Genomic DNA, 25,581 nt, shown 5'->3' with positions numbered 1-25,581 from the left:
GACGCCTGGCCGGTCGATCGGACATCGTGTCTGTCGACACGATGTCGTGCCCGTCAGGTCACGTCTTTGGCAATGGGTCCTGGTGGCGCGGTCGTGGTAATGCCCTATGCGCCTTCCTGGGCATCGGCCTGTGCTTCGAGCATATCCGTCAGCATTCGCATGCTGCCGCGAATCGGTCGGCCGCGGGGGTCGTTGCGCGTAGCGCCGCGGAGGTCGTTCTGCGGGTACAGGGACAACTGGATGCCTACGGTGCCGTCGGCGGGCGCGCCCATGCCGCCTAAGCCATGCCGGCCGTCGGTATCGCCTGCCCGCGCGTCGCGCAACGCGGCATCGCGCACGACAAAGCTCAGCGTCTCTACCATGCCTTTGCCGCCCGCGTGACGGGTCTCGCCAGCGTCGTAGTCGATGCCGGCATTGAGCATGAAGATGGCAATGTCCTTGCTTGCATCGGAAAACAATTGCAGGTGGATGTCCGAGTGCGCTCCGGCCGTGCCATTCCAGACGGCGCCGGTCACGTACGGGTCGAACGCGGACAGGCGCGCCATCCATTCGAGAGCGATCCGTCGCATTGCGTGCAAGATTGCGGGCTGGCTGTCGGACAGGAAAAGCGACTGGTATTCGCGGACTTCATCCTCGATCATGTCGTTGTCCGGCAGCCATTCACCGGAAATCCGGGAGTCTCCGAGCAGTTGTCGCGCGGCCTTGCGCTTGGCGCTAGCGAAGTCGAAGCCGTCCTCGGCGATCAACTTCGCTGCCACCGCCGCGATTTCTTCGCGTACGCGCCTGGGATCGAGTGCGGGTTTACGTGCCATCGGGCCATGATACCTGAGATTCGAGGGGGGGCTAGGCGGCCCCTCGGGTACAATGCACCGGTTTTGATATCAGTCGTTCGGCACGTTCCCATGCATATTCATATTCTCGGTATCTGCGGTACGTTCATGGGTGGTTTGGCCGTGCTGGCCCGAGAAGCCGGGCACCAGGTCACGGGGTGCGATGCGGCGGTCTACCCACCGATGAGCACGCAGCTCGCCGCTCAGGGAATCAACCTGACCGATGGTTACGACGCCGATCCGGCCGTGATTGGCGCGGACCTGTATGTGATCGGGAATGTCATCACGCGCGGTAATCCGTTGATGGAGCGCATCCTCGATCGTGGCCTGCCTTACACGTCCGGGCCCCAATGGCTGTCCGAGCATGTCCTGGCGGACAAGTGGGTGCTGGCCGTCGCGGGGACGCACGGCAAGACCACCACGACATCGATGCTGGCGCATATCCTGGATCAGGCAGGCTTCGCGCCTGGTTTCCTGATTGGCGGGGTTCCGCAGGATTTCGGGATTTCGGCCCGCTTGACCGATTCGTCGTTTTTCGTCATCGAAGCCGACGAATACGACACCGCGTTTTTCGACAAGCGGTCGAAGTTCGTGCATTACCGGCCGCGGACGCTGATTCTCAATAACCTCGAATACGATCACGCTGATATTTTCCCCGATCTCGCGGCCATCGAGACACAGTGCCATCATCTGGTGCGGACGGTGCCGGGCATCGGACGTATCGTGTCGAATGGGACCGAAGCGGCGCTGGATCGCGTGCTGCAACGCGGTTGCTGGAGCGAGGTCGAGCGCTTTGGCGTGGAGAACGGCTGGGAAGCCCGGGCGTTGTTGCAACCCGTCGCGGCCGCAATGCCGCCCACCGCGACACCGGGCGATCAGGTCGCCGACCGAGCGAGCGACGACATCGACGCCGCGCATTTCGGCGTGGCGTGGCAGGGTCGCCAGGTGGCCGAGGTCGAGTGGGGATTGCAGGGCAGGCATAATGTCATGAACGCGTTGGCGGCGGTGGCGGCGGCGCATCATGTCGGCGTGCTGCCTGGCGTCGCCGCGAAAGCATTGGGCACTTTCCGGGGTATCCGGCGTCGAATGGAAAGGCGCGGCGATGTGATGGGTATCACCGTCTATGATGACTTCGCCCACCATCCCACCGCGATACGTACGACGATTGCCGGTCTGCGCGCGGCGATGACGCGGGGGGATGCTGCCGGGCGTGACGGTCGCATCCTGGCGGTGCTGGAGCCGCGTTCGAATACGATGAAGCTAGGGGTGATGAAGGCTGCATTGCCGCAGAGCCTCATGGGCGCGGACTTGACGTTCGCTTATCACGCGCCTACCGGTAAAACGGCGCTGGACTGGAATCTGGCAGACGCTTTGGCGCCGCTGGGCGGCCGTGCGCAGGCATTTGACGATCTGCGCGGGCTGGTTGCCGCCGTCGTGCGTGAGGCGCGTCCCGGCGATCAGGTGCTGGTCATGAGCAATGGCGGGTTCGGCGGCGTGCATCAGCTGTTGCTCGATGCGCTGTCGCAGCGCCCCAAGAACCGGGAAGCGCATTGATTCTCTATCTGCACGGATTCCGTTCCTCTCCGCGCTCCTTCAAGGCGCGGCGGCTTGCCGGACGCTTGGCTGTTCTTGGACAGATCAATGCATGGCGTTGCCCGCAATTGCCGGTAAGTCCCTATGAAGCAATCCGTCTGGCCGAGTCGATTATCGGTCAGACGCCCGCATCGGATTTGACGCTGGTCGGAAGTTCGCTGGGTGGTTATTACGCGACATGGCTTGCGGAGCGGATCGGATGCCGTGCCGTGGTGATCAATCCGGCGACGATGCCGGACGCGAGCCTGGAGCGCTTTCTGGGTGAGCAACCCTTGTGGCACGGCGGTGGCACGATCGTCGTCGAGCCACGGCATCTCGATGAATTGAAGGCATTGCGGGTCGAGCGGCTAAGTGACCCGGGTCGGTATTTTCTGCTGGCTGCCACGGGTGACGAGGTTCTGGACTATCGGGATATGCTGGTGCATTACGCGGGCGCAAAAACGACGCTTATCGAAGGCAGCAACCACGCTATCAGCGAATTCGACGATTATCTGGACGCGGTGCTGGCATTCTGTGGCATCGATGTCGCACCGCTGCCGGGCGCGGTGGCAACCTGTCCGAATGCCGATATCGTTGCGCAGGATGATGTCCCGGCATTGGCGATTGGTGGTGTACCGCCCGTGGTGACGGGAACGCGCCGCATGGCAAATTGAACATGTGTCGGTGGCGGCCCGATGGCAACCACCGACACCATCGCGTCATCGCGCACACGATGGGAACGACCGCAGTCGAATGCGGAGAAAGGGTAGAGCGTGAACGTTTTTTTTGAAGAATCCGGCAGTTTCAAGGCGGGCACCGTGCTCTCGCAGAACGGTGACGCGCTGCAGGTGGAGTTGCCGGGTGGTCGTCGGGCGAAAGTAAAGGGCCGGGACGTGATGGTGGAGTTTACGTCGCCCGCGCCCGCCGACCTGATCAAACAGGCCGACACTGAAGCGGGCGACATCGATCTGGATTTCCTTTGGGAGGTAGCCGGCGTCGACGAATTCAATTTCGCCGCGCTGGCGACCGAGTACTTTGGCGAGAAGCCGACGGCGGTGCAGCGCGCGGCACTGGCATTGCGTATTCACGGCTCGCCGGTCTATTTCCGGCGCAAGGGCCGGGGAAATTACCAGCGGGCGCCGGAAGAGCAATTGAAGGCGGCGCTGTCGGCATTGGCACGCAAGGCCGAGCAGGCACGCGTCCAGGATGGCTATGTACAGGAACTGATCGAAGGTCGACTGCCGGACGCCTTCAAGGGGCGGGTCGTGAACTTGCTGGTGCGGCCCGACAAGAATACGATCGAATACAAGGCGATGGAAGCCGCCGCCGCCGCGCGTGGCATGACGGCGGCGCAGTTGATGATCGCGTGCGGCGGCATCGAGTCGCCCCGTATGTGGCATGAGACCAAGTTTATCGCGGAATATTTTCCCGACGGTATCGGTTTCCCGGCGGTCAGTGTCGCTGCGCCGCTAGACGAACTGCCGGACGCCGGTGTGCGCGCTTTCTCGATCGACGACATCACGACGACTGAAATCGATGATGCCATCTCGGTGACACATCTGGCGGACGATCGGTTGAGGGTGGGCGTGCATATCGCGGCGCCATCGCTCGGCATCATGAAGGATGATGCGATCGACGCCATCGCACGGGCGCGTCTGTCCACCGTCTATATGCCGGGTGACAAGATCACGATGTTGCCCCCGGAGGTGGTGGAGGTCTTCACGCTGAACGAAGGCGACTTCCGGCCAGCGGTGTCGCTGTACCTGATCGTCGACAAGCAGACCTACGATGTGGTTGCCACCGAGACGCGCGTCGAGAAGGTCTTCATCTCGCACAATCTGCGTACAAATATTCTCGACCCGATCGTGACCGAGGAATCGCTGGCCGCCAATGAAGGCGACTACCCGCATCGCGACGACATCGTGGCATTGTGGCCGTTGGCGCAGGCGCTCCATGAGACGCGGCAGCAGACGCGGATCGCCAACGGCTTGCGCCGCGAGGTGCAACGCTCGTCCGATTTCAACTTCTACATCGAAGGCGAGCACGTCACCATCTCGCCGCGTCGCCGTGGCGCGCCGCTGGATCTGATCGTCGCCGAGCTGGCCATTGCGGCAAACAGCAACTGGGGCGCGTATCTGGCCGAACATGGCGTGCCGGGCATCTATCGGGCACAACGCGCCTTCGGTCCGAATCGCACGCGGATGCAGACATCGGCGGCACCGCATGAAGGTCTAGGCGTTGCGCAATATGCGTGGAGCACCTCTCCGCTGCGTCGGTATGTCGATCTGGTGAATCAATGGCAATTGGTGGCCATCACGCGTCATGGCGTGGCTGCAAAGATGGTCGCGCCGTTCAAGCCGAAGGATGCGGACCTTTATGCGGTGGTTCAGGGCTTCGACGAGACGTATTCGGCCTACGCCGAGCATCAGCACAAGATGGAAAAGTTCTGGTGCCTGCGCTGGTTGCGGCAGGAGGAGCGCAAGCAGATGGTGGCACAGGTCATCAAGGGCGATCTGGTACGTTTCGAGGAGATCCCGCTCACGATGATCGTTCCCGCGATCGGCGTGCACGCGCGCGGCACGCGCCTGCTGCTCGATATCGTCGAGATGGATGAACTCAACGTCGACTTGTCATGTCGACTGGTACAGGTGCTGGACGTGCCGCCCGTCGATGGCGCGGACACGGTCGATGGCGCCGACGCCGAGGAGACGGGCGAGGACGCGGCGGAGGTGGAATTGGCGGCCGAAGCGGGCAAGGCGGGCGACGGCGCCACGACGGAAGACGCTGCCGCGCCGCCGGACGGCGACACCGATACGGGGGCGCGGGACGACGACAACGCATTCGACCAGGAGGCGGCAGTCACGGAAAACCGCGATCAGGCCGCATTGCAGGGCACCGGGGACTTGGAGAAGCGAGCATGATCGCGAATACGTCGCATGACCAAGCGGGCGGGCAACCAATCATGGATGTCGATCGCTACCTGGTGGTGGGACATCCGATCGCACACAGTAAATCGCCGGAGATCCATGCGGCTTTTGCGAAAGCCACAGGTCATGCACTGCACTATGACCGTCTGCTGGCACCGCTCGATGGTTTTGCCGACGCGGTGCGGTCGTTTGCCGCCGCGGGCGGGCGAGGGATGAATGTCACCGTGCCGTTCAAGCTGGAAGCGCACGCCCTGGCCGATACGTTGACGCCGCGCGCCGCCGCTGCGGGCGCAGTCAATACGTTGCGCTTTTTGCGCGAAGGTGACACGGTGCGGATCGAAGGCGACAACACCGACGGCGCCGGTCTGGTGCAGGACATCGAGATCAATCTGGGTTGTCCGTTCGCGGGTAAGCGCGTCTTGCTGTTGGGCGCAGGTGGCGCGGCGCGTGGCGTGATCCTTCCGATTCTGGAGCGTGGACCCAGGCAGTTGCACATCGCCAATCGTACCGTGCAGCGCGCACACGCGTTGCGCGACCATTTTGCCGCTGATGCCGTGGCGCGGCATGTGGTGCTGGAAGCCCTCGAAGCGTCACAGTTGCTGCCGTTCGACGCGGCCGTCGTCCCGTCTGCTTCCGATCGTTCTCCGGCATCGATGACGGGCGCGACGGAAGCCGGAACCGCGGCGGCACTCGACGTAGCATCGGCATCGGCTGCGCGCTATGACATCGTCATCAACGGGACATCGAGCAGTCTCGGCGGCGCGTTGCCGGATCTGCCGGCCGGGGCGATTGGCGCTGGTACATTGGTTTATGACATGATGTACGGCGCTGCGCTTACGCCGTTCCTGCTTGCATCGCGGGCGGCCGGTGCCGATATCGCCGATGGTCTGGGGATGCTGGTCGAGCAGGCTGCCGAGTCGTTTCTGTCGTGGCGGGGGGTACGCCCTGATGGCCGCCCGGTGCTGACCGCGCTGCGCGCACGGTTGAAGGGATAAGTGCGATAGTGGCGACCCGCTCCCCACGCCGGCGATGGCTGACCTCCCGCGTCATGCGGGTGTTGACGCTTTTGCTGGTGGCGTGGTGCGCGACGCAGGTCTTTTACCTGGCGAGCATCGTCTGGTGGCGTTTCGTCGACCCGGGTTCCACCGCCTACATGCGGGCCGGTAGCTGGCGGATGGCGCATGACGGCGATCACCGTTCCCTGGAACATGAATGGGTGCCGTACGATGCCATCTCGATCAACTTGAAGCGCGCGGTGGTGGCATCCGAGGATGCCACCTTCGTCGACAATCCGGGCTTCGATACCGAGGCGATGATGCAAGCCTGGGATCGCAATCAGCGTGCGGGACGCGTGGCGCGCGGGGGGTCGACGATCACACAGCAATTGGCGCGCAATCTCTTTCTGTCGTCGGAAAAGAGCTATATTCGCAAGGGCCAGGAGCTGATCATTACCGGCATGCTCGACATGGTGCTCGACAAGCGTCGTATCCTTGAAATCTACCTGAACTCGGTGGAATGGGGCAATGGCGTGTACGGTGCGGAGGCGGCCGCGCGACATTACTTCCATGTTTCCGCGGCGCGGCTATCGGCGGCCCAGGCAGCGCGCCTCGCGGTGATGCTGCCCGATCCGCGCTACTACGACGCCCATCCTGGCTCGCCGTATCTGCGGCAACGCACCGGCGTCATTCAGGCGCGGATGAACGCGGTAACGGTCCCGCGGTAGGGTAGAATCGCGCTTGCGTTCCGATTCGCGTCCCGTTCATCTCATGTCTGCTCATTCTTCCGTGCCCCCCTCTTCCGCCACGTTTTCTTTCAACGGCATGCTGCGTGCCGCCTGGCAACGCACCGGTTCATTGCTGTGCGTCGGACTGGACCCGGAGCCCACGCGTTTTCCCGCCGCACTGGGTGGGAACAGGGGCAACGCCGATCCTGAGCACCTCTTCACGTTCTGTCGCGATATCGTCGATGCCACCGCGCCGTATGCGAGCGCCTTCAAGCCGCAAATAGCCTATTTCGCGGCGCATCGCGCCGAGTGGCAGCTCGAACGGCTGATTGCGCATATTCACGCGCATCATCCGGGGGTGCCGGTGATCCTGGATGCGAAGCGCGGCGATATCGGCTCCACCGCGCAGCAGTACGCGCGTGAAGCGTTCGAGCGTTTTCAGGCGGATGCGGTGACGGTGAATCCGTATATGGGCTTTGATACGATCGAGCCTTATCTCGCTTATCCGGGCAAGGGCGTCATCGTGCTGTGCCGGACATCGAATCCCGGTGGTTCGGATCTGCAGTTCCTCGATGTATCGCCCACCGACGGCGCGGCAACGGCGCGACCCTTGTATCAGGTCGTGGCGGAAAAGGCCGCCGGTGAATGGAACGCCAGCGGGGAGCTGTCGCTGGTCGTGGGCGCGACCTTTCCAGCGGAAATTGCGAGGGTCCGGGGCATCGTCGGTGACATGCCGTTGTTGATTCCAGGCATTGGCGCGCAAGGCGGCGATGTGGAAGCAACGGTGTCGGCCGGCAAGACCGCCGACAACACCGGCATGATGATCAATTCGTCGCGTGCGATCCTCTATGCGGGTAACGGCGCGGACTTCGCCCAGCGCGCGGCCGACGCGGCTCGCGCGACCCGTGACGCGATCAATGTCGCGCGCGGCGTTTGATTCGCACGGCGACCTGCTTCCGTGATGCGCCGTGGTTTGCCGCGCTTCATGTGCCCGTCGTAGTGTGCGAGACGAGCAGCGCCAGACCATGCAGTGCATGCCGCGCGCTTTGCCGCCGAACGGACGCACGATCACCATCGAAGTGACAGGTGACCGTGTGGACCACTGGCGCCGTATTTTCCGCCGATCGATAGGCCCACCCGAAGCAAACCGTTCCCACTGGTTTCTCGGCGCTGCCACCGCTGGGTCCCGCGACGCCGGTGACCGATGCCGTTATCCGAGCCTGGCTCGCCAATAACCCGCCACGCGCCATCGCCGCCGCCACCGGTTCGCTGACCGCGCCATGCGTGTCGATCAGCGCGGTGGCGACATCCACCGCGCCGGTTTTCGCGGCATTCGAATAGGTCACGAAGCCCCGCTCGAACCACGCGCTGCTTCCCGCCACTTCCGTGAGCGCAGCGGCGATCAAGCCGCCGGTGCATGATTCGACCGTCGCCACCGTCCAGCCGCGCTGAATCAGCTGCTGTCCTAATTGGGCCGCTTGCTGAGCCAGTGCGTCATACGATGGTGGTGGTGCAGCCTCTGCGATCGTCAAGTCAACAGTAAGCGTGTCTGAGGACATCGGCGTTTCCTCCTGGTAAGCGAGAAACAAGGGCGCACGGGACGGATCGTATCGGCCACGCTAGCCGAACAGACGATGTCCGATCGCCAGGACCAGCAACGCGAAAAACGCGGCCACGATATCGTCGAACATGATGCCGAAGCCGCCTTTCAAACGCTGGTCGAACCAACGGATCGGCGGTGGCTTGACCATATCGAAAAAGCGGAACACGGCGAAGGCAAGCAATTGCGCAGCGAAACCCGTTGGTGCGGCGAGCCACAGGACCAGCCATATCGCGATGACCTCGTCCCATACGACGGGTCCCGGGTCCGGCATATTCATGCGGCGCGCGGTAAAGCCGCAGAAGCCGATGCCGGCCAGGAAGCCGATCAGGATCAACAGCGCCCAGGCCGTGTTGGACAACCACGGCTGGAGCACGGCAAACGCGGCCCAGCCGAACAACGTGCCGCAGGTGCCGGGCATGATCGGCGAAAGCCCGCTGCCGAAACCCAGCGAGGCGATATGTACCGGATGAGACAGCATGAAACGCAGCGTCGCGGGCTGGCGCTCGACGCGTGCCTGTGTATCGGAGAGAGTAGGGTCAGGCTGCATCGAAGTGATCGAAACCGGTCAGCGAAAGAGAAAGAGGGGTACCGTCGGAGGCGACCCAGTGTACCTGACCTGCCTGATTCAGGGTGCCCGTCGCGAGTCGTAGCGGCGCGGTGGTGTCGCGTATATCCTCGATCACGGCACGGGATGCCAAGGCGTCCTCGGATGCGCCTGAGCGCATTGATTCATGATGCGTCGCGGGCATATCGCTTGGCGTGCCGGTTGGCGACGCCGCGGCGGTTTCCGGTGCCCGCATCGTACCGACCCGGGTGAGGGCGACACCATCGATCGAACCGTGAGCGTTCAGGGCTTCCAACGCCGCGCGCGATGCGATCGGTGCCGTGAAGCACAGTTCGTAATCGTCGCCGCCACTCAACGTGCAGACCTTCTGGATTTCGGGTGCGCACGCGGCCAACCATCCCGAGCGGGGCACGGCATCAACGTCGACGACGGCCACCAGGCCGGAGCGCCGCGCGATGTGTGCCAGGTCCCCGGCGAGGCCATCCGAGAGATCGATCGCCGCATGCGCCAGTTCGCGCAATTGCTCCCCTAGCGCAATGCGTGGTTGCGGCGCCTCCATCGCGGTGCGTACCGCTGCCAGCGTCCCGGCAGCGTCGGACGTGCCAAGCGTGGTCAGTGGCCAGTCCTGACGCATCAGCCCCAATGCCAGCCGTGCGTCGCCCAATGTCCCTGATAACCAGATGTCGTCGCCTGCGCGTGCCGCGTCACGCCGCAGTGCGGCACCATGCGGCAAGGCGCCGAAGATCGTGATGCTGATCGTCAACGGACCGGCTGTCGTGTCACCCCCGATCAATTCGCAGCCGTGCGGTTCCGCTAACGCAAACAGCCCTTCCGCAAAGCGATCGAGCCAATTCACATCGGCCGCGATCTCCGGTGGCAGAGCCAGCGACAAGGTGAATGCCATCGGAGTGGCACCCATCGCCGCCAAATCCGACAGATTGACCGCCAGCGCCTTGTGACCGAGCTTGCGCGGATCGACGTCAGGCAGGAAATGGCGGCCGCAGACCAGCATATCCGTCGACACCGCCAACGACTGTCCCGCAGGCAGGTCCAGCAGCGCACAATCGTCGCCGATGCCGAGGCGGGTGGAACGCAAGCGAGACGGCGCGGACCCGTCGCGGGCGGCATGCACTTCGGCGCGCACGCGCGCCGCACGCGCGCGGCGCAAGAAAATCTGATCGATCAGTTCGAATTCTGTTGGCATGCGGACTGGGGGACTCGCCCTGCGTGGGCGGTCTGTCGAAAGTGGAAAACGCGGATCGGCGACATGGACTGCCTCGCCCGGTATTGTGCCCGCATTCATGTCGCGGCGGACAGGGTGGTTGCGCCGGCGGTCTCCAGATGTCTTTGTAAGATCGCGTCCCAGGCGGTTTGCCGCACCGATGCGCGGCCCATGGCAATACATCGGGGAGGGTGGTGGGACGTAACGCGCAACGCGGACGATGCCACGGCGATCGCCCCTTACGCCTTATGTGAATCACGACGCTGCTGCGACGCAGCAATACCGCTTGCACGATGGTGCAATAGCGTATTTCACGCAGCGATGCTCATATTTGTTGGAACAATTGGCGCTACAATGCGCCGACGCGTCGATCTTTTGGCGTCTGCGCGCGGCCCGCTTTGGGTGGGGTGCCCGCGACGTCGGCGCGCTGTTTCTCCTGATGGCGCAAGGTTTCGATTACAGGATGCCGGATGCACGATGACGGGCAAGGAGCGGAAGTGTCAGTGACCGCCGTTGCAACGATCGTGGCAATATCGTCGGTGGCGATGCTGTCGCCAGGCTGCTGTTGGATCGTCTTTGCTTTTTGGTCGTTACGCGACCGCTTTCTGCCAGGTTCTCATGTCCACACCCGTCAATGCCAAACTGCGCGAAGCCGCGCTCGATTACCACGAATTTCCGACGCCGGGCAAGATCGCCATCGCCGCGACGAAACAACTGATAAACCAGCGTGACCTTGCGCTGGCGTACTCGCCCGGCGTTGCCGCCGCGTGTGAGGAAATCGTCAAGGACCCGTTGAATGCGGCGCGGTTCACGGCCCGCAGCAATCTCGTGGGGGTGGTATCGAACGGTACGGCGGTGCTGGGGCTGGGCAATATCGGTCCGCTGGCGTCCAAGCCGGTGATGGAAGGCAAGGCTGTTCTATTCAAGAAATTTGCCGGTATCGATGTATTCGACATCGAGCTGAACGAAATGGACCCGCATAAGCTTGTGGACGTGATCGCGGCGCTGGAGCCGACGTTCGGCGGTATCAACCTCGAAGACATCAAAGCACCGGACTGCTTCGTCGTCGAAAGCGAATGCCGCAAGCGGATGAAGATCCCGGTCTTTCACGATGACCAGCACGGCACGGCGATTGTCGTGGGCGCGGCAGTGACGAACGGCTTGAAAGTGGTCGGCAAGCCGATTTCGGAAGTCAAGCTCGTCTCGTCCGGCGCCGGCGCGGCGGCGCTCGCCTGTCTGGAGTTGCTGCTCGATCTCGGGTTGAAGCTCGAGAACATCATCGTGACCGACCTGGCCGGGGTGGTGTACAAAGGTCGCACCGAACTGATGGACCCCAAGAAGGAGCAGTTCGCGAGCGATACCTCGCATCGGACCTTGGCCGAAGCGATTGAAGGCGCCGATATTTTTCTGGGCCTGTCGGCCGGTGGCGTGTTGCAGCCGGAGATGGTCGCGAAGATGGCGAAGGATCCGCTGATCCTGGCGCTGGCGAATCCCAATCCGGAAATCATGCCGGAGGCGGCGCTGGAAGTGCGGCCGGACGCCATCATCGCCACCGGCCGCACCGACTACCCGAATCAGGTTAACAACGTCCTGTGTTTCCCGTTCATTTTCCGCGGTGCACTGGATGTCGGCGCGACCACGGTTACAAAGAACATGGAAATCGCCGTCGTCAATGCGATCGCCGAATTGGCCCGCCAGGAACAAAGTGACGTGGTGGCCACGGCCTACGGCATCGAAGACCTGTCGTTTGGTCCGCAGTATCTTATTCCCAAGCCATTCGACCCGCGCCTGATCGTGAAGATCGCACCGGCGGTTGCAAAGGCGGCCATGCTCGACGGCGTGGCCACGCGGCCGATCGAGGACATGGACGCCTACGAACAGCATCTGCAGCAGTTCGTCTATCAAAGCGGCACGATCATGAAGCCGGTGTTCCAGGTGGCGCGCGCCGCCACGCCGGAGCAGAAGACCATCGTGTTCAGCGAAGGGGAAGAAGAGCGGGTCCTGCGCGCGGTGCAGATCCTGGTGGACGAGAAGATCTGCTTCCCGATCCTCGTGGGTCGTCCCGCGGTTATCCAGCAACGCATGACGCGTTATGGACTGCGTCTGGTTCAGGATCAGGACTTCCGTATCGTCAATCCGGAGTTCGACGAACGCTATCGCGACTATTGGCAGACGTATCACAAGATGCAGGCCCGTAAAGGCACGACCGCCCAATCGGCCAAGCTGGAAATGCGTCGTCGTCCCACGCTGATCGGCTCGATGCTGGTGAAGAAAGGCGAGGCGCGAGGCCTGATTTGCGGCACGATCAGTACCACGCATCGCCATCTGCACTTTATCGACCAGGTAATCGGGAAACGGGAAGGTGCGACCGTCTACGCGGCGATGAATGCGCTGCTGCTGCCAGGGCGCCAGATTTTCCTAGTGGATACCCACGTCAACTATGATCCGACACCGGCGGAACTGGCCGAAATCACGATCATGGCGGCCGAGGAAGTGCGCCGTTTCGGCATCGAGCCGAAGATCGCACTGTTGTCGCATTCGAATTTTGGATCAAGCAAGGGTCCAAGCGCGCAGAAGATGCGCGATACGCTGGAGATCCTGCAGCAAACAGCACCGGATCTGGACGTGGACGGCGAAATGCACGGCGATGTCGCATTGGACGCGCAATTGCGTGCGGACCAATTGCCGGATTCCACGTTGCAAGGTAACGCGAATCTACTGGTCATGCCGAATATAGACTCGGCAAATATTGCCTATAACCTGTTGAAAGTCGCCGCCGGCAACAATGTAGCGATCGGTCCGATCTTGCTGGGTGCAAAGCAGCCGGTGCATATTCTGACGGCATCTGCGACGGTGCGACGAATCGTCAACATGGCAGCGTTGCTGGTGGCGGATATCGTTGCCGAGGAACTGCGGCATTGATCGCGCGCATGTGTCGGTTATTTTCGTGATCGACACGTTTCGCTTTACTCCCTTCCGTCCCCCGTCGTGCGGGGACAACCGTCACCTCATGGTGCGCGTCGCAATCGTCGTAAATTCCGATATCTGATTGATTTGCTTGTGCCTTCGGGGTAGGCTAACGCCTTGGCGCGTATTATTTCGCGGTTTTTCTAATGCGGCGATGAACTCGGCCGCCTGGCTGGTGTCTTAGCATGGGGAAGTGGGCGGCCCGTACCGCGGCAGCGGCGTTGATGGCGTTTGCCTGGTTAGGTGTTGGAACGGGGAGCGCCGTCGACGGTTTGCCGGCTGCCGGGTTTGGCGTGCATGGGCAGGGGTTGCGGATCGTTGCGGCCGCCGATGCGCGGCAGTCGCGCTACTCCGAAAATGGCGACGCGGGGGACCCGAACGGTGCGGCGACGTTCGCGGGGCCAACGCTCGAGAAGCACGCCTTACCCCTTGAGGCGCAGCGGGTATTGATCCAGATTCGTGATGGCGGGCCGTTCCGGTATGACAAGGACGGCATCGTTTTCGGCAACCGCGAAAAGTTGCTGCCGCGCGAACCCCGCGGCTATTATCGGGAGTATACGGTGCCAACGCCGCGCGCGAGGGATCGCGGAGCGCGGCGCATTGTGTGTGGCGGGCCACCGAGACAGCCAGATGCCTGTTTCTACTCGGACGACCATTACAGTAGTTTCAAACGAATCCAGGGATGACAACGGTATGAGCGGCAACCATTCTGCGCAAGAGACCGTGGTCGCAGTTGATCTTTTCGGGCGTAGCGACTTGAACCTGTTTCGGCGGGTCATGTCACTGCGCGATAGTGCGGTGGAGCGCCAGCCGGCGGCTCCGAGCGCACCCGACGACACGACGGTCGACATGTTTCGCACGGTGCGGTCAAACATCGTGCAGTCGATCCGCGCGTTCCGCATCGTCGATCTCGCCGAACAGGCGAAGCGCCTGGACCAGCATTTCTTCTATGCCGATTGCTCCGCGGCGAACACGAAAGCCGAAGTACTGGAAGCCATTTCACGCGCGTTTTATTTCCCGAAGCACTTTGGGAAGAATTTCGATGCGTTATACGACTCGCTGACGGATCTGGTTGCCAAGTCAGGACGTCAGACGGGTTTTGTGATCGTCCTGGATAGCTTGCCGGCTGTGCAAAAGTTCGACAAGGAAGCCCGTGAGAACCTGTTGGACGTTTTTCGCGAAGCGTCCGAGTTCTGGGCGGAACGGAGCGTGTCCTTCCGGGTGTTCTACTCGTTTATCTGATCTCTTGTTGCAACGCGGTGTCACCATCCGCCCCAGCGTCCGGCCAACGCGGCGAGGACGGCCATGCCGGCGGTTTCAGTGCGTAACACCCGCGGCCCGAGTGATAGCGCGGTGACACCGGCCGCGCGCGCGGCAGCCTCTTCTTCCATGGACCACCCCCCCTCGGGACCGATCCATAACTGGATCGGCGCGGCGGGGGGCGTGATTGGCAGTTCGGCGAACGTGGTTGCAGCGCGCGGTGATAGCAACCAGCGCAATGGCGTGAGCGCACCCTCTTGCGAGCCGCTTGTCTCCGCCGTGTTCCGCGTCGTTGCCTCCAACCAGCGATCGAACGGCTGCGGGACCCGCACCGTCGGGATCACATTGCGCCCACATTGCTCACACGCCGCCCGCACCAGTGCTTCCCAGTGGGCGTGCCGCCGTTCGAGCCGCTCGCCTTGTAGCTTGACGACGCTGCGGTGCGCGAGTATCGGCGTGATCGTGTCGACCCCCAGTTCCACGGCCTTTTCGATCAGCCAGTCCATCTTTTCGTTGCTCGCCACGCCTTGCACCAGATCGATCCGGTAGGGTGGCTCCGCGGCAGCGGCATTCACCGTTGCAGTCAGCACGGTGGCGTGCGCGCTGCGTTTTTCCAGGGCATCGAGCCGCGCGTCATAGGCGTTGCCGTCGCCGTTGAATACGGTCAGCAAATCGCCTTCGCGTAGTCGCAGGACTTGCAGATGCCGGACGGTTTCGGCGGGAAGCGTTAGCGATGTGCCGGTGCTGAGCGGCAGATCGACAAAGAATCGGGGGCTGGACATGCGGCCATTCTACACCGGGGGTTCTGATAGAATGGAGAGCCCGACTGGTGTGTGCTTTCGTCACGGCATGTGCCGCGAATCGTGAATGCAGGCAACCGGTGGGGACGTATCGTGGACGTATTCTCCATGCATCCCGCGCCGACGTCGGCCGGGGCGCGACGCGCACGGCGCGGCTTTTGCCGCCGACGGGCGATCCGCCCTGGCTCGCAGCGGCGCCAGCTCTCGACACCATGACTCTTCAGACCAGTAGCCCGACGACGCCCCTCGCCAACGCCATTCGCTTTCTTGCGATCGACGCCGTCGAAAAGGCCAAATCGGGTCACCCGGGCATGCCGATGGGCATGGCGGAAATCGCCGTGGCGCTCTGGCAGAAGCACCTGAAGCACAATCCCTCGAATCCGCTCTGGTTCGACCGTGATCGTTTCGTCCTCTCGAACGGTCATGGGTCGATGCTGCTGTATGCATTGCTTCATCTGACCGGCTATGACTTGCCGATCGGTGAACTGAAGCAATTCCGTCAACTGCATAGCAAGACGCCTGGACACCCGGAGTGGGGCATCACCGCGGGTGTCGAGACGACCACGGGTCCATTGGGCCAAGGCATCGCGAACGCTGTCGGGATGGCATTGGCCGAAGTGCTGCTGGCACGGGAATTCAATCGCCCAGGCCACGATATCGTCGATCACCATACCTACGCCTTCGTCGGTGACGGTTGCCTGATGGAAGGGATCTCGCACGAGGTCTGCTCGCTGGCGGGCACGCTGGGCTTGTCGAAGCTGGTCGTGCTGTACGACGACAACGGGATTTCGATCGACGGTCACGTCGAATACTGGTTCGGCGACGATACCCCGAGGCGCTTCGAAGCGTATGGCTGGCATGTCGTACGCGGTGTGGACGGTCACGACATCGATGCGGTCGACGCGGCGATCACCGCGGCCAAGGCCTCGGGCAAGCCGTCGCTTATCTGCTGCAAGACCGTCATCGGCAAGGGTTCGCCGAACAAGGCCGGTACACACGATGTTCACGGCGCTGCCCTGGGTGCGGACGAGATCGCGGCCACGCGCCAGGCGCTGGGCTGGCCATACCCGGCATTTGACGTGCCGGAGGAAATTTATGCGGCATGGGATGCGCGTGAAACCGGTAAGCAAGCGGAGTCCGAGTGGGATACGCGTTTTGCCGCCTACCGGGCCGCCTTCCCGACCGAGGCAGCGGAGTTCGAGCGTCGGATGCGTGGTGCGCTGCCGGCCGATTGGGCCGAGAAAGCCGCCGCGATCGTCGAAGGTGCCAATGGCCGGGCCGAGACGGTGGCCACGCGTAAAGCCTCGCAACAGGCGATCGAGGGCTTGGCTGCTGTGCTGCCGGAACTGCTTGGCGGTTCCGCTGATCTGACGGGTTCGAACCTGACGAACTGGAAAGCTGCCAAGCCGGTCCGCGGCAGCGCCGAGGGTACGCAGGGTGGCAACTACATCAACTACGGTGTACGCGAATTCGGTATGAGCGCCGCGATCAACGGCATCGCGGTGCATGGCGGCTTCGTCCCGTTCGGCGGCACGTTCCTGACGTTCTCGGACTATAGCCGCAATGCATTGCGTGTCGCGGCCCTCATGAAGGCACGGTCCCTGTTCGTGTTCACGCACGATTCGATCGGCTTGGGTGAGGACGGTCCGACACACCAGTCGATCGAACACGTTGCCAGCCTGCGTCTGATTCCGAATCTGGATGTATGGCGTCCATGCGATACGGTCGAGTCCGCGGTGGCGTGGACGCAGTCCGTTGAGCGCAAGGACGGACCTGCCGCGCTGATTTTCAGCCGGCAGAACCTGCCGTTCCAAGCGCGCAGCGATGCGCAGATTGCCAATATTGCTCGTGGCGGCTATGTGCTGCGGGATTGGAATGAAGAAATCCCGGCACGTAAGGTGATCCTGCTGGCCACCGGTTCCGAAATCGGTCTGGCGATGGAGGCTGTGGAGGCCTTGCAGCAGGTAGGCATCGGCGCCCGGGTCGTGTCCATGCCGTCGACCGATGTGTTTGACCGGCAGGATGCCGCATACCGTGAACGCGTGCTGCCGAAGGGCGTGGCACGGGTCGCGATCGAAATGGGAGTCAGCGACTTCTGGCGCAAATACGTGGGCCTCGAGGGCGGCGTGGTCGGTATCGACACGTTCGGCGAATCGGCCCCGGCGCCGGTGCTGTTCCAGCACTTCGGCTTCACCGTCGACAATGTGGTGAATGCCGTGAAGACGGTGCTCGACTGATTTTTTTCAATCGATAGGAGACGTACCATGACGGTTCGTGTTGCAATCAACGGGTATGGCCGGATCGGCCGTAACACCCTGCGCGCATTCTACGAAGGTGGCAAGAAACACGACATCGAGATCGTGGCCATCAACGACCTCGGCGATGCCAATACCAATGCGCATCTGACGCAGTACGACACGGCCCATGGCCGTTTCCCTGGAACCGTGTCGGTCGAGGGCGAGTATCTTGTCGTCAACGGCGACAAGATCAAGGTATTGGCAAACCGTAATCCCGCGGAATTGCCGTGGGGCGAGCTGGGCGTCGATGTGGTCTTGGAATGCACCGGCTTCTTCACGACGAAGGAAAAGGCCAGTGCCCACCTGAAAGGGGGGGCGAAGAAGGTCATCATTTCCGCGCCGGGCGGCAAGGACGTGGACGCCACGATCGTCTATGGTGTGAACCATGGCGTGCTGAAGGCCAGCGACACCGTCATCTCGAATGCATCGTGCACGACTAACTGCCTGGCCCCTCTGGTCAAGCCGCTACATGACAAGCTGGGCGTGGTCAGCGGTTTGATGACGACGATCCATAGCTACACGAACGATCAGGTCCTGACTGACGTCTACCATGAGGATCTGCGCCGTGCGCGTTCCGCGACGCACAGCATGATTCCGACGAAGACCGGTGCGGCAGCCGCGGTGGGTCTGGTGCTGCCGGAACTGAACGGCAAGCTGGACGGTTACGCGATTCGCGTACCCACGATCAATGTGTCGATCGTCGACTTGTCGTTCGTTGCGGCGCGCGACACGACTGTCGACGAAGTGAACGCGATCCTGAAGGAAGCGTCGGAATCGGGTCCGTTGAAGGGTATCCTTGCCTACAACACGGCACCATTGGTGTCGGTCGATTTCAACCATAACCCGGCGTCGTCGACGTTCGATGCCACGCTGACGAAGGTGACGGGCAACCTGGTCAAGGTTTCGAGCTGGTACGACAACGAATGGGGCTTCTCGAACCGGATGCTCGACACGACGGTAGCCTTCGCCACGGCAAAGTAAGTATCGGGCACGCCTGTTTGATCAGTGTGGTTGGGCGGGCGTGCCTCGGCCGGAAGGGCCAGCGCAGCAGTCGATTCCGGCGCAAGTGCTGCCGGATCATGGCACTGCCGCCGTTGCCGAGAGCGATAGGACCGTACAGAAAAGTCCATTGCCGTTAAAAAAGGGAAGGAATACCGGTCACGCCGGCGTTCCTTCCCTTTTTTAATTTTTCACCGTATTACGCCGCGAAGCCATGCGGTTGCCCGCGGTTGCAGGGCATTTCCGTGCTTAAGCCTTCCGATTCGGGCAGTGTTCGCGGGTGCAGGTTCCGTAAAGCGCCAATGCATGATCCTGCAACTTGAAACCTTTCTGCTCGGCAATGTTATGCTGCCGTTTCTCGATCTCTGCATCGAAGAATTCTTCGACGTGTCCGCAGTCGACGCAGACCAGGTGGTCGTGATGGTCCTTTTTCAGTTCGAACACGGCCTTGCCTGATTCGAACGTGGAGCGCGACAGCATGCCGGCCTGTTCAAACTGGGTCAGGACGCGGTAGACGGTCGCCAGTCCGATATCCAGCTCGTCATGGATCAGCTCGCGGTAGACATCTTCCGCCGTCAAGTGTCGGTCGCCGTTGCTCTGGAAGATGTCGAGGATCTTCATGCGCGGCAGCGTCGCTTTCAGTCCCTTGCTTTTGAGGTCGGATGGATTGGTCATCGCTGATTCTGCCTAGAGTACAATACGAGGCCCCAATAATAATGGGTTTTTCGTGTCGCCGGATGCTACCGGATGAAAAGACCGCAATGCGGGCTGCTGTCGGGGGATGATCGCAGGCGGAAGCGACCGATCGGCCGGGTGGTCGGGCGGACGGCCGCAGGCGACCGGATGGAACAAAACGGCTTCAATGATGAGGTTCAATGACTTCGTACAAGCATAAGATGCGCCTGGCGGCGCTGGCCGCTGCGCTGGGCGCTTCCGTTCTGGCAGGCTGTTCGGCGTACAACAGCGTGACGGCTCGGATCGTGCAGCATGTGACGCCGTATCGCGTGACGATCGTGCAGGGCAATTTCGTCTCCAGCGACGCGGCAGCCAAGCTGCGCGTGGGCATGACGCGGGACGAAGTGCGCGCCGCGCTCGGCACGCCGCTGCTGACGGATATGTTCCACCCAGAACGTTGGGATTACATTTTCTACTTCAAGCGGGGCTCGACGGCCGTTGTCGAACAACGTGATGTCGTGGTCAATTTCGATGGTGATAAGGTCGTCGGTTGGAGCGGTACCAGCGACCTGCCGTCGAATCAGGACCTGATCGAGATGATCGACAGCTCTCGAAGTGAACGTAACTGGCTGCGCGAGCGGCAGAGTCAGCGCGCCAGCGAGGCCAAGGCGCAGGCGGCCGCGGGGGCTTCCACCCCGGCGGCGGTCGTGCCGGCAAGCGCCGGTGCGGTGCCGGCCAACCAGCGTGCCGCCGATGCCGCGAACAACGCGTTGGCGGCATCGACGCCCGCCGTGACGGTACGGGCGCCGAACGTCCCGCAGTCCAACGTCGTCCGTGCGGGTCCGACGTCGCCGGTGCAGGCGACGCCGGAACCGCAATTTCATCTGACCACGCCGAACCATCTGCGGCCGGCGGGTGGGTCGTCGTTGCTGGCGCGTCCGCCCGGCGCCGATGACGCCACGCCAGCGTCCGGCACGTCCGCCAATTGACGCGATCACGGACTGACAGCGACCTTTCCAGATGAATATTGCCATTGCAGGTGCGAGCGGCCGCATGGGCCGCATGTTGATCGAAGCCGTCCTAGATGCAACGGATCTGACGTTGTCCGGTGCGCTGGCCTCGGGCGGCAGCGCCGCGCTGGGCCGCGATGCCGGCGCATTCCTGGGCCGCGATACCGGGGTGCCGATTTCGGCGGATGTCGATGCCGTTCTGGCGGTATCGGATGTGGTGATCGATTTTGCGCGCCCCGACGGCACGCTTGCGTTGCTGCAAGCGGCCACGCGGCTGCGGAAGGCCGTGGTGATAGGCACTACCGGATTCGATGCCGCGGGCAAGGCGGCGATCCAGCAGGCGGCGCGAACGATTCCGATCGTGTTTTCCGCGAATATGAGCGTGGGTGTCAATATCACGTTCAAACTGCTCGATGTCGCGGCACGGTTGTTGGCGACCGGCTATGACATCGAAGTCATCGAGGCGCATCACAAGCACAAGGTGGATGCGCCTTCCGGTACGGCGTTGGCGATGGGCGAGGTAATCGCGCAGGCGCTCGGTCGCGACCTCGACGCATGTGGTGTATTCGGTCGCAGCGGCGTGACCGGCGAACGCGACCCGTCGACGATTGGTTTCTCGGCCATTCGCGGCGGGGACATCATCGGTGAGCATACGGTGATGTTCGCCGGTATTGGCGAGCGGATCGAGATCACGCACAAATCGGCGAATCGGGTGGCTTATACGCAAGGGTCGGTGCGCGCCGCGCGTTTCCTGCAAGGCAAGCCGGCTGGTCTGTTCGATATGCAGGACGTGCTGGGCCTCAAGTAAGTCAAGCGTCGGCCGACCGTGCAAGCGGGCCGGCCGCTTCGGAGAGCGCAATGACCGCCATGTCCGGTCTGATGCAGTATTGGGAAGAGGGCGACGTGGTGACCCACGTCGTGGCGCTATTGCTGTTGGCCATGTCGCTGCTGAGCTGGATCATCGCGCTGTATCAAGCCTGGAATCTCCGTGGCGCGCGCCGCGGCGTGGACCCTGCGATCGCGCGGTTCTGGCGTGAAACGAGTCCCGAGGCAGCGTTGCAAACGTTGCAGAAAACCAGCGCCGATGCGTGGCTTTCCCCGCTGGCGCTGGCCGCGCTGTTTCCCGATCACGCGCCCGTCCCCGCGCCCGCGCCATCGGCGACCGTTGCAAATCATGCGACGTCGGCCGATGCGTCAACCGGGCCTGCGTCAGAGGCCGGCTCTCCCGCGATGCCGGTGCCCGCGGCCTCTGGCTCGCCGTCTCGCCCGCCTTCGTCGCTGGCCTCCCGTGCCTCGCATGCCGATCGCGTCACGCGCGCATTGCGAGAGGTCCTTCTGGTGCTGCAACGTCGCATCGACGCCGGTCAGACCTGGCTCGCGACGATTGCCGGCGCCGCGCCATTCGTGGGCCTGCTGGGTACGGTATGGGGCATCTATCATGCGTTGATCGGTATCGCTGGCACGGACCAGCCGTCGATCACCGCTGTCGCCGGTCCGGTGGGGGAAGCGTTGATCATGACCGCGTTGGGACTGGTCGTCGCCATCCCGGCTTTGGTTGCCTACAATTTGCTTGGCCGTTCGGGACGGTTGCTGCATGAGGTCCTGGACGGTTTTGCCGGCGATTTGCAGCGGCTGTCCGGTGTGAGCAGGAGCAGCTGATGGGGTTCGGTGGCTTCGATCCGCACGGCAATGGGCAAGACGGAGGCACCGAACAATCCAGTGCCTCGGGCCGCTACGGTCCGGGGCCGCTGGCGATCATCAATATGACGCCGCTGATCGATGTGATGTTGGTGCTGCTGGTAATCTTTATCCTGGCCTCGTCGCTGGCGCCACGTCAGATCGGACTGCAATTGCCGAAGACGGCGCTGGCACCACGGTCACCGGGCCCAGCGGAGCCGACGCCGCCGACGATCACCATTTCGATCGACGTGAACGGGGCGCGGCAATGGAACGGGGCGGCGGTTGATGCAGCGGGCTTGGATGCGCGATTGCGGGCGGCTGCCGCCCGAGATCCGCAGCCGCAGATCGCGCTGCAGGCCGATCAGCGCACCCCCTATGCACGCATCGCGGAGGTGATGGCGGCCGCACAACGCGTGGGCCTGACCCGATTCGGCTTCGTCGTCGACACGCCGACTGGTGGGGCGGCGGCTGGCCCTGGATCGACGCTCGACATCCACTCCGGCCCCGGACCAGCATCCGAGCTGCCATTGCAGCCGAACCACTGAGCGTCACGTGGCGCCGGTGCGCGCCTGACCCTACCCGGCTGGACCGGCCTGCAGACGGTGCTTGCGGGTACGGCAGGCACGGTATAATCCGGGTTTTACGCCGACAATAGTCATCAAGACGCCGCTCATGATGGAGCGGCGCTGATCCGATCGCCCTTGCGGCGCGCTGCCCGGACGCTGCCTGCAATGGCGTGTCTGGCCGGCGCGTTCGCCGCTTCGCCCGACCACACGCCATGCAAGAGAAATACGTTCCCGCCGAAGTCGAGTCCGCCGCCCAGCAGCATTGGCGCGACACCGACGCCTATCTGACCCGTGAAGACAACGCGCGCAAGAAATTCTATTGCGTGTCGATGCTGCCCTATCCGTCGGGGAAATTGCACATGGGCCATGTGCGGAACTACACGATCAATGACGTGATGTACCGCTATCTGCGGATGAACGGCTATAACACGCTGATGCCGATGGGGTGGGACGCGTTCGGCATGCCGGCGGAAAACGCCGCGATCGCGAACAACGTGCCGCCGGCGAAGTGGACGTACGACAACATTGCCTACATGAAGAAGCAGATGCAGGCGATGGGGCTGGCAATCGACTGGTCGCGTGAGGTGACCACCTGCAGCCCGGACTATTACAAGTGGAACCAGTGGTTGTTCCTGAAAATGCTGGAAAAGGGCATCGCGTACAAGAAAACCGGCACCGTCAACTGGGATCCAATTGATCAGACCGTGCTCGCGAACGAGCAGGTGATCGACGGTCGTGGCTGGCGTTCCGGTGCCGTGGTGGAAAAGCGCGAGATCCCGATGTACTACCTGCGGATCACTGACTACGCGGACGCCTTGCTGGACGATCTTGAAGGCCTCGAATGGCCCGAGCGCGTCAAGGTGATGCAGCAGAACTGGATTGGCAAGAGCTTTGGCGTCAATTTCGGTTTCCCTTACGAGATCGATGGCCAGAAGGCGCTATTGCGCGTCTTCACCACGCGTGCGGACACGATCATGGGTGTGACGTTTTGCGCCATTGCCGCGGAACATCCACTGGCAACACGTCTGGTGCGGGACAAGCCCGAATTGCAGGCATTCATCGACGAATGCAAGAGCGGCAGCGTCGCGGAAGCCGACATGGCCACCGCTGAAAAGAAAGGGATGGCCACCGGGTTCTTCGTCGCGCATCCGCTGACGGGTGCGCCGGTCGAAGTGTGGATTGGTAACTATGTGCTGATGAGTTATGGCGAGGGTGCCGTGATGGGGGTGCCCGCGCACGACGAACGCGATTTCGCGTTCGCGCGCCGCTATGACCTGCCGATCCGCCAGGTTGTACAGGTGGAGGGGCAGATCTATTCGGATACCGCGTGGCAGGAGTGGTATGGCGACAAGGGACAGGGCACGCTGATCAACAGCGGCAAATATGACGGCCTGACGCCTGGGCAAGCGGTGGATGCGATTGCGGCGGACCTGCAAGCGGGTGGTTTTGGCGATAAGCAGACAACGTGGCGCCTCCGGGACTGGGGTATCTCCCGCCAGCGTTACTGGGGCACGCCGATCCCGATTATCCATTGTGATCACTGCGGCGACGTGCCGGTGCCGGAAGAACAACTGCCGGTGGTATTACCCGAAGACTTGGTGCCGGACGGCAGCGGCAATCCGTTGGCGAAGTCCGCGGCATTCGTGAACACGACCTGCCCGAAGTGTGGCGCCGCGGCGAAACGCGAAACCGATACGATGGACACCTTCGTCGATTCGGCCTGGTACTTCTCGCGCTACACCTGCCCGGACGCGCCGACGATGGTCGACGCACGCACCGAGCAGTGGATGCCGATGGACCAATACATCGGCGGCATCGAGCATGCGATCCTGCATTTGCTGTATTCGCGTTTCTGGACGAAGGTGATGCGCGACCTGGGACTGGTCAGCTTCAATGAACCGGCAAAGCGATTGCTGACGCAGGGCATGGTGCTGAACGACACGTTCTTCCGCGACGATGCCACCGGCAAGAAGGTGTGGTTCAATCCGCTGGACGTCGACGTGATGACCGACGACAAGGGGCGCCCGACGGGCGCCGTGTCGAAGGTGGACGGCCAGCCAGTGCAGCTTGGTGGTGTCGAGAAGATGTCGAAGTCGAAGAACAACGGCGTAGACCCGCAATCACTGATCGATTCGCATGGCGCCGATACATCGCGGTTATTCACGATGTTCGCCGCGCCGCCCGAGCAGCAACTCGAATGGTCGGGCAGCGGCGTGGAAGGGGCGAGCCGCTTCCTCCGTCGCCTGTGGGCATTCGGTCATGCCACGCGCGACATCATTGCGTCGGCGGGTGCATTGGACGAGGCCGGCACGCTGGGCAATGCACAGAAGACGCTGCGTCGCGAGATTTATACGGTGCTTCGCCAGGCGGATTTTGATTATCAGCGGATTCAGTACAACACCGTGGTATCGGCCGCTATGAAGATGTTGAACGCGATTGATCAGGCGCGTGTCGACGTGCTGGCCGAAGGGGCGAACGGCGCGGCGGTCCTGCGCGAGACGTATGGTGTCCTGTTGCGCGTGCTGTATCCAGTGGTGCCGCATGTGACGCATGCGCTCTGGCAGGAAATGGGCTATGCACGGGAGGCTGGCGATTTGCTGGATGCGCCTTGGCCGCAGGTGGATGACAAGGCGCTGGAGGTCTCGGAGATCGAGCTGGTGCTGCAGATCAATGGCAAGGTCCGCGGCGCCTTGACGGTGGCGAAGGACGCTAGCCGTGAGTCGATCGAAGCGGCGGCGTTGGCACATGAAATGTTCGCGCGATTTGGTAACGGTCAGCCGCCGAAGAAAGTGGTGGTGGTGCCGGGTCGGCTGGTCAATATCGTCGCCTGATCCGCGTGCGGTGCCGTGTCCAATGACAGGCACCGCATCGGACGGGATCGGAAA

21 protein-coding genes and 1 pseudogene are annotated in these 25,581 nt (G+C 62.6%); 16 read left to right on the top strand and 6 right to left on the bottom strand.

The genetic code is table 11. From position 1 onward, the window contains the following. Positions 1 to 104: 104 nt before the first annotated feature. Positions 105 to 812 carry a hypothetical protein gene (locus SJQ66_RS27345; protein WP_024901836.1) on the bottom strand — a complete coding sequence of 236 codons (708 nt, stop codon included), beginning with the start codon at positions 810 to 812 and terminating at the stop codon, positions 105 to 107. A 90-nt stretch (positions 813 to 902) separates the two neighbouring features. Here SJQ66_RS27345 and mpl point away from each other — a divergent pair, with 90 nt between their 5' ends. The 6 genes and pseudogenes from mpl to pyrF all read left to right on the top strand — a co-directional run bounded on the left by mpl (position 903) and on the right by pyrF (position 7,989). Then, entirely contained in the window at positions 903 to 2,384 is a 1,482-nt protein-coding gene (gene mpl / locus SJQ66_RS27340) for a UDP-N-acetylmuramate:L-alanyl-gamma-D-glutamyl-meso-diaminopimelate ligase (RefSeq protein ID WP_320534785.1), read from the top strand. Then, positions 2,381 to 2,938: pseudogene (locus SJQ66_RS27335) on the top strand (YqiA/YcfP family alpha/beta fold hydrolase); the annotation flags it as partial. The gene mpl and the pseudogene SJQ66_RS27335, both read left to right, overlap by 4 nt. A gap of 237 nt (positions 2,939 to 3,175) precedes the next feature. Continuing rightward, entirely contained in the window at positions 3,176 to 5,323 is a 2,148-nt protein-coding gene (locus tag SJQ66_RS27330) for a ribonuclease catalytic domain-containing protein (protein WP_082102695.1), read from the top strand. After that, complete coding sequence (gene aroE / locus SJQ66_RS27325; RefSeq protein ID WP_024901832.1) at positions 5,320 to 6,324, top strand: shikimate dehydrogenase; 1,005 nt, start codon at positions 5,320 to 5,322, stop codon at positions 6,322 to 6,324. Before SJQ66_RS27330 ends, aroE begins: the two co-directional genes overlap by 4 nt. After that, a complete protein-coding gene (mtgA, locus tag SJQ66_RS27320; RefSeq protein ID WP_407691577.1) occupies positions 6,321 to 7,052 on the top strand; it encodes a monofunctional biosynthetic peptidoglycan transglycosylase in 732 nt (243 codons plus the stop codon). Before aroE ends, mtgA begins: the two co-directional genes overlap by 4 nt. Before the next feature lie 43 nt (positions 7,053 to 7,095). Further along, positions 7,096 to 7,989 (top strand): orotidine-5'-phosphate decarboxylase, encoded by an 894-nt coding sequence (gene pyrF / locus SJQ66_RS27315; RefSeq protein WP_082102697.1) that lies wholly within the window; start codon positions 7,096 to 7,098, stop codon positions 7,987 to 7,989. Between the two features lie 46 nt (positions 7,990 to 8,035). On the opposite strand, the gene SJQ66_RS27310 is transcribed toward pyrF, so the two are convergent. Genes SJQ66_RS27310 through thiL form a run of 3 tightly spaced genes read right to left on the bottom strand, consistent with a single transcriptional unit; the run spans position 8,036 to position 10,424 of the window. Continuing rightward, positions 8,036 to 8,611 carry a CinA family protein gene (locus tag SJQ66_RS27310; protein ID WP_082102699.1) on the bottom strand — a complete coding sequence of 192 codons (576 nt, stop codon included), beginning with the start codon at positions 8,609 to 8,611 and terminating at the stop codon, positions 8,036 to 8,038. 60 nt (positions 8,612 to 8,671) lie between these two features. Further along, positions 8,672 to 9,202, bottom strand: coding sequence for a phosphatidylglycerophosphatase A family protein (locus SJQ66_RS27305; protein ID WP_320534784.1), 531 nt, complete (start codon positions 9,200 to 9,202; stop codon positions 8,672 to 8,674). After that, complete coding sequence (thiL, locus tag SJQ66_RS27300) at positions 9,192 to 10,424, bottom strand: thiamine-phosphate kinase (RefSeq protein ID WP_024901827.1); 1,233 nt, start codon at positions 10,422 to 10,424, stop codon at positions 9,192 to 9,194. Before thiL ends, SJQ66_RS27305 begins: the two co-directional genes overlap by 11 nt. Before the next feature lie 636 nt (positions 10,425 to 11,060). On the opposite strand from thiL, the gene SJQ66_RS27295 reads away from it, so the two are divergent. The 3 genes from SJQ66_RS27295 (at position 11,061) to SJQ66_RS27285 (ending at position 14,651) form a co-directional block, all read left to right on the top strand. Beyond that, positions 11,061 to 13,364 carry an NADP-dependent malic enzyme gene (locus SJQ66_RS27295; protein ID WP_320534783.1) on the top strand — a complete coding sequence of 768 codons (2,304 nt, stop codon included), beginning with the start codon at positions 11,061 to 11,063 and terminating at the stop codon, positions 13,362 to 13,364. Between the two features lie 269 nt (positions 13,365 to 13,633). Further along, entirely contained in the window at positions 13,634 to 14,095 is a 462-nt protein-coding gene (locus tag SJQ66_RS27290; RefSeq protein WP_024901824.1) for a ribonuclease, read from the top strand. 7 nt (positions 14,096 to 14,102) lie between these two features. Then, positions 14,103 to 14,651: a barstar family protein gene (locus tag SJQ66_RS27285; RefSeq protein ID WP_024901823.1), complete on the top strand. Its 549-nt coding sequence runs from the start codon at positions 14,103 to 14,105 to the stop codon at positions 14,649 to 14,651. Between the two features lie 20 nt (positions 14,652 to 14,671). Here the strand turns inward: SJQ66_RS27285 and SJQ66_RS27280 are convergent, their stop codons facing one another. Then, complete coding sequence (locus SJQ66_RS27280; RefSeq protein WP_024901822.1) at positions 14,672 to 15,451, bottom strand: 16S rRNA (uracil(1498)-N(3))-methyltransferase; 780 nt, start codon at positions 15,449 to 15,451, stop codon at positions 14,672 to 14,674. Between the two features lie 176 nt (positions 15,452 to 15,627). Between SJQ66_RS27280 and tkt the strand changes: the two genes are divergently transcribed. Both tkt and gap read left to right on the top strand, forming a co-directional pair. Continuing rightward, complete coding sequence (gene tkt, locus SJQ66_RS27275) at positions 15,628 to 17,706, top strand: transketolase (RefSeq protein ID WP_024901821.1); 2,079 nt, start codon at positions 15,628 to 15,630, stop codon at positions 17,704 to 17,706. 27 nt (positions 17,707 to 17,733) lie between these two features. After that, positions 17,734 to 18,747, top strand: a complete 1,014-nt coding sequence (gene gap, locus SJQ66_RS27270; protein ID WP_024901820.1) for a type I glyceraldehyde-3-phosphate dehydrogenase — start codon at positions 17,734 to 17,736, stop codon at positions 18,745 to 18,747. A gap of 267 nt (positions 18,748 to 19,014) precedes the next feature. Here the strand turns inward: gap and fur are convergent, their stop codons facing one another. Then, positions 19,015 to 19,440: a ferric iron uptake transcriptional regulator gene (gene fur / locus SJQ66_RS27265; protein WP_046153099.1), complete on the bottom strand. Its 426-nt coding sequence runs from the start codon at positions 19,438 to 19,440 to the stop codon at positions 19,015 to 19,017. Positions 19,441 to 19,640: 200 nt separating this feature from the next. Here fur and SJQ66_RS27260 point away from each other — a divergent pair, with 200 nt between their 5' ends. The 5 genes from SJQ66_RS27260 (at position 19,641) to leuS (ending at position 25,527) form a co-directional block, all read left to right on the top strand. Next, on the top strand, positions 19,641 to 20,429 hold the full coding sequence (locus SJQ66_RS27260) for an outer membrane protein assembly factor BamE (protein ID WP_051504166.1): 789 nt from the start codon (positions 19,641 to 19,643) through the stop codon (positions 20,427 to 20,429). Positions 20,430 to 20,460: 31 nt separating this feature from the next. After that, the gene (dapB, locus tag SJQ66_RS27255; protein WP_024901817.1) at positions 20,461 to 21,258 is read left to right on the top strand and encodes a 4-hydroxy-tetrahydrodipicolinate reductase; all 798 of its coding nucleotides are present in this window, start codon (positions 20,461 to 20,463) and stop codon (positions 21,256 to 21,258) included. A gap of 50 nt (positions 21,259 to 21,308) precedes the next feature. Beyond that, on the top strand, positions 21,309 to 22,109 hold the full coding sequence (locus SJQ66_RS27250) for a MotA/TolQ/ExbB proton channel family protein (RefSeq protein WP_024901816.1): 801 nt from the start codon (positions 21,309 to 21,311) through the stop codon (positions 22,107 to 22,109). After that, positions 22,109 to 22,675, top strand: a complete 567-nt coding sequence (locus SJQ66_RS27245) for an ExbD/TolR family protein (RefSeq protein WP_253463834.1) — start codon at positions 22,109 to 22,111, stop codon at positions 22,673 to 22,675. The genes SJQ66_RS27250 and SJQ66_RS27245 overlap by 1 nt, the downstream gene beginning before the upstream one ends. A 233-nt stretch (positions 22,676 to 22,908) precedes the next feature. After that, positions 22,909 to 25,527, top strand: coding sequence for a leucine--tRNA ligase (gene leuS, locus SJQ66_RS27240; protein ID WP_024901814.1), 2,619 nt, complete (start codon positions 22,909 to 22,911; stop codon positions 25,525 to 25,527). Positions 25,528 to 25,581 lie beyond the last annotated feature (54 nt).

Source organism: Robbsia andropogonis, from assembly GCF_034047095.1.
Classification (GTDB): Bacteria; Pseudomonadota; Gammaproteobacteria; order Burkholderiales; family Burkholderiaceae; genus Robbsia; species Robbsia andropogonis.
The sequence above is the reverse complement of the archived record's forward strand: the minus strand, read 5'-3'. Positions and strand labels throughout refer to the sequence as shown.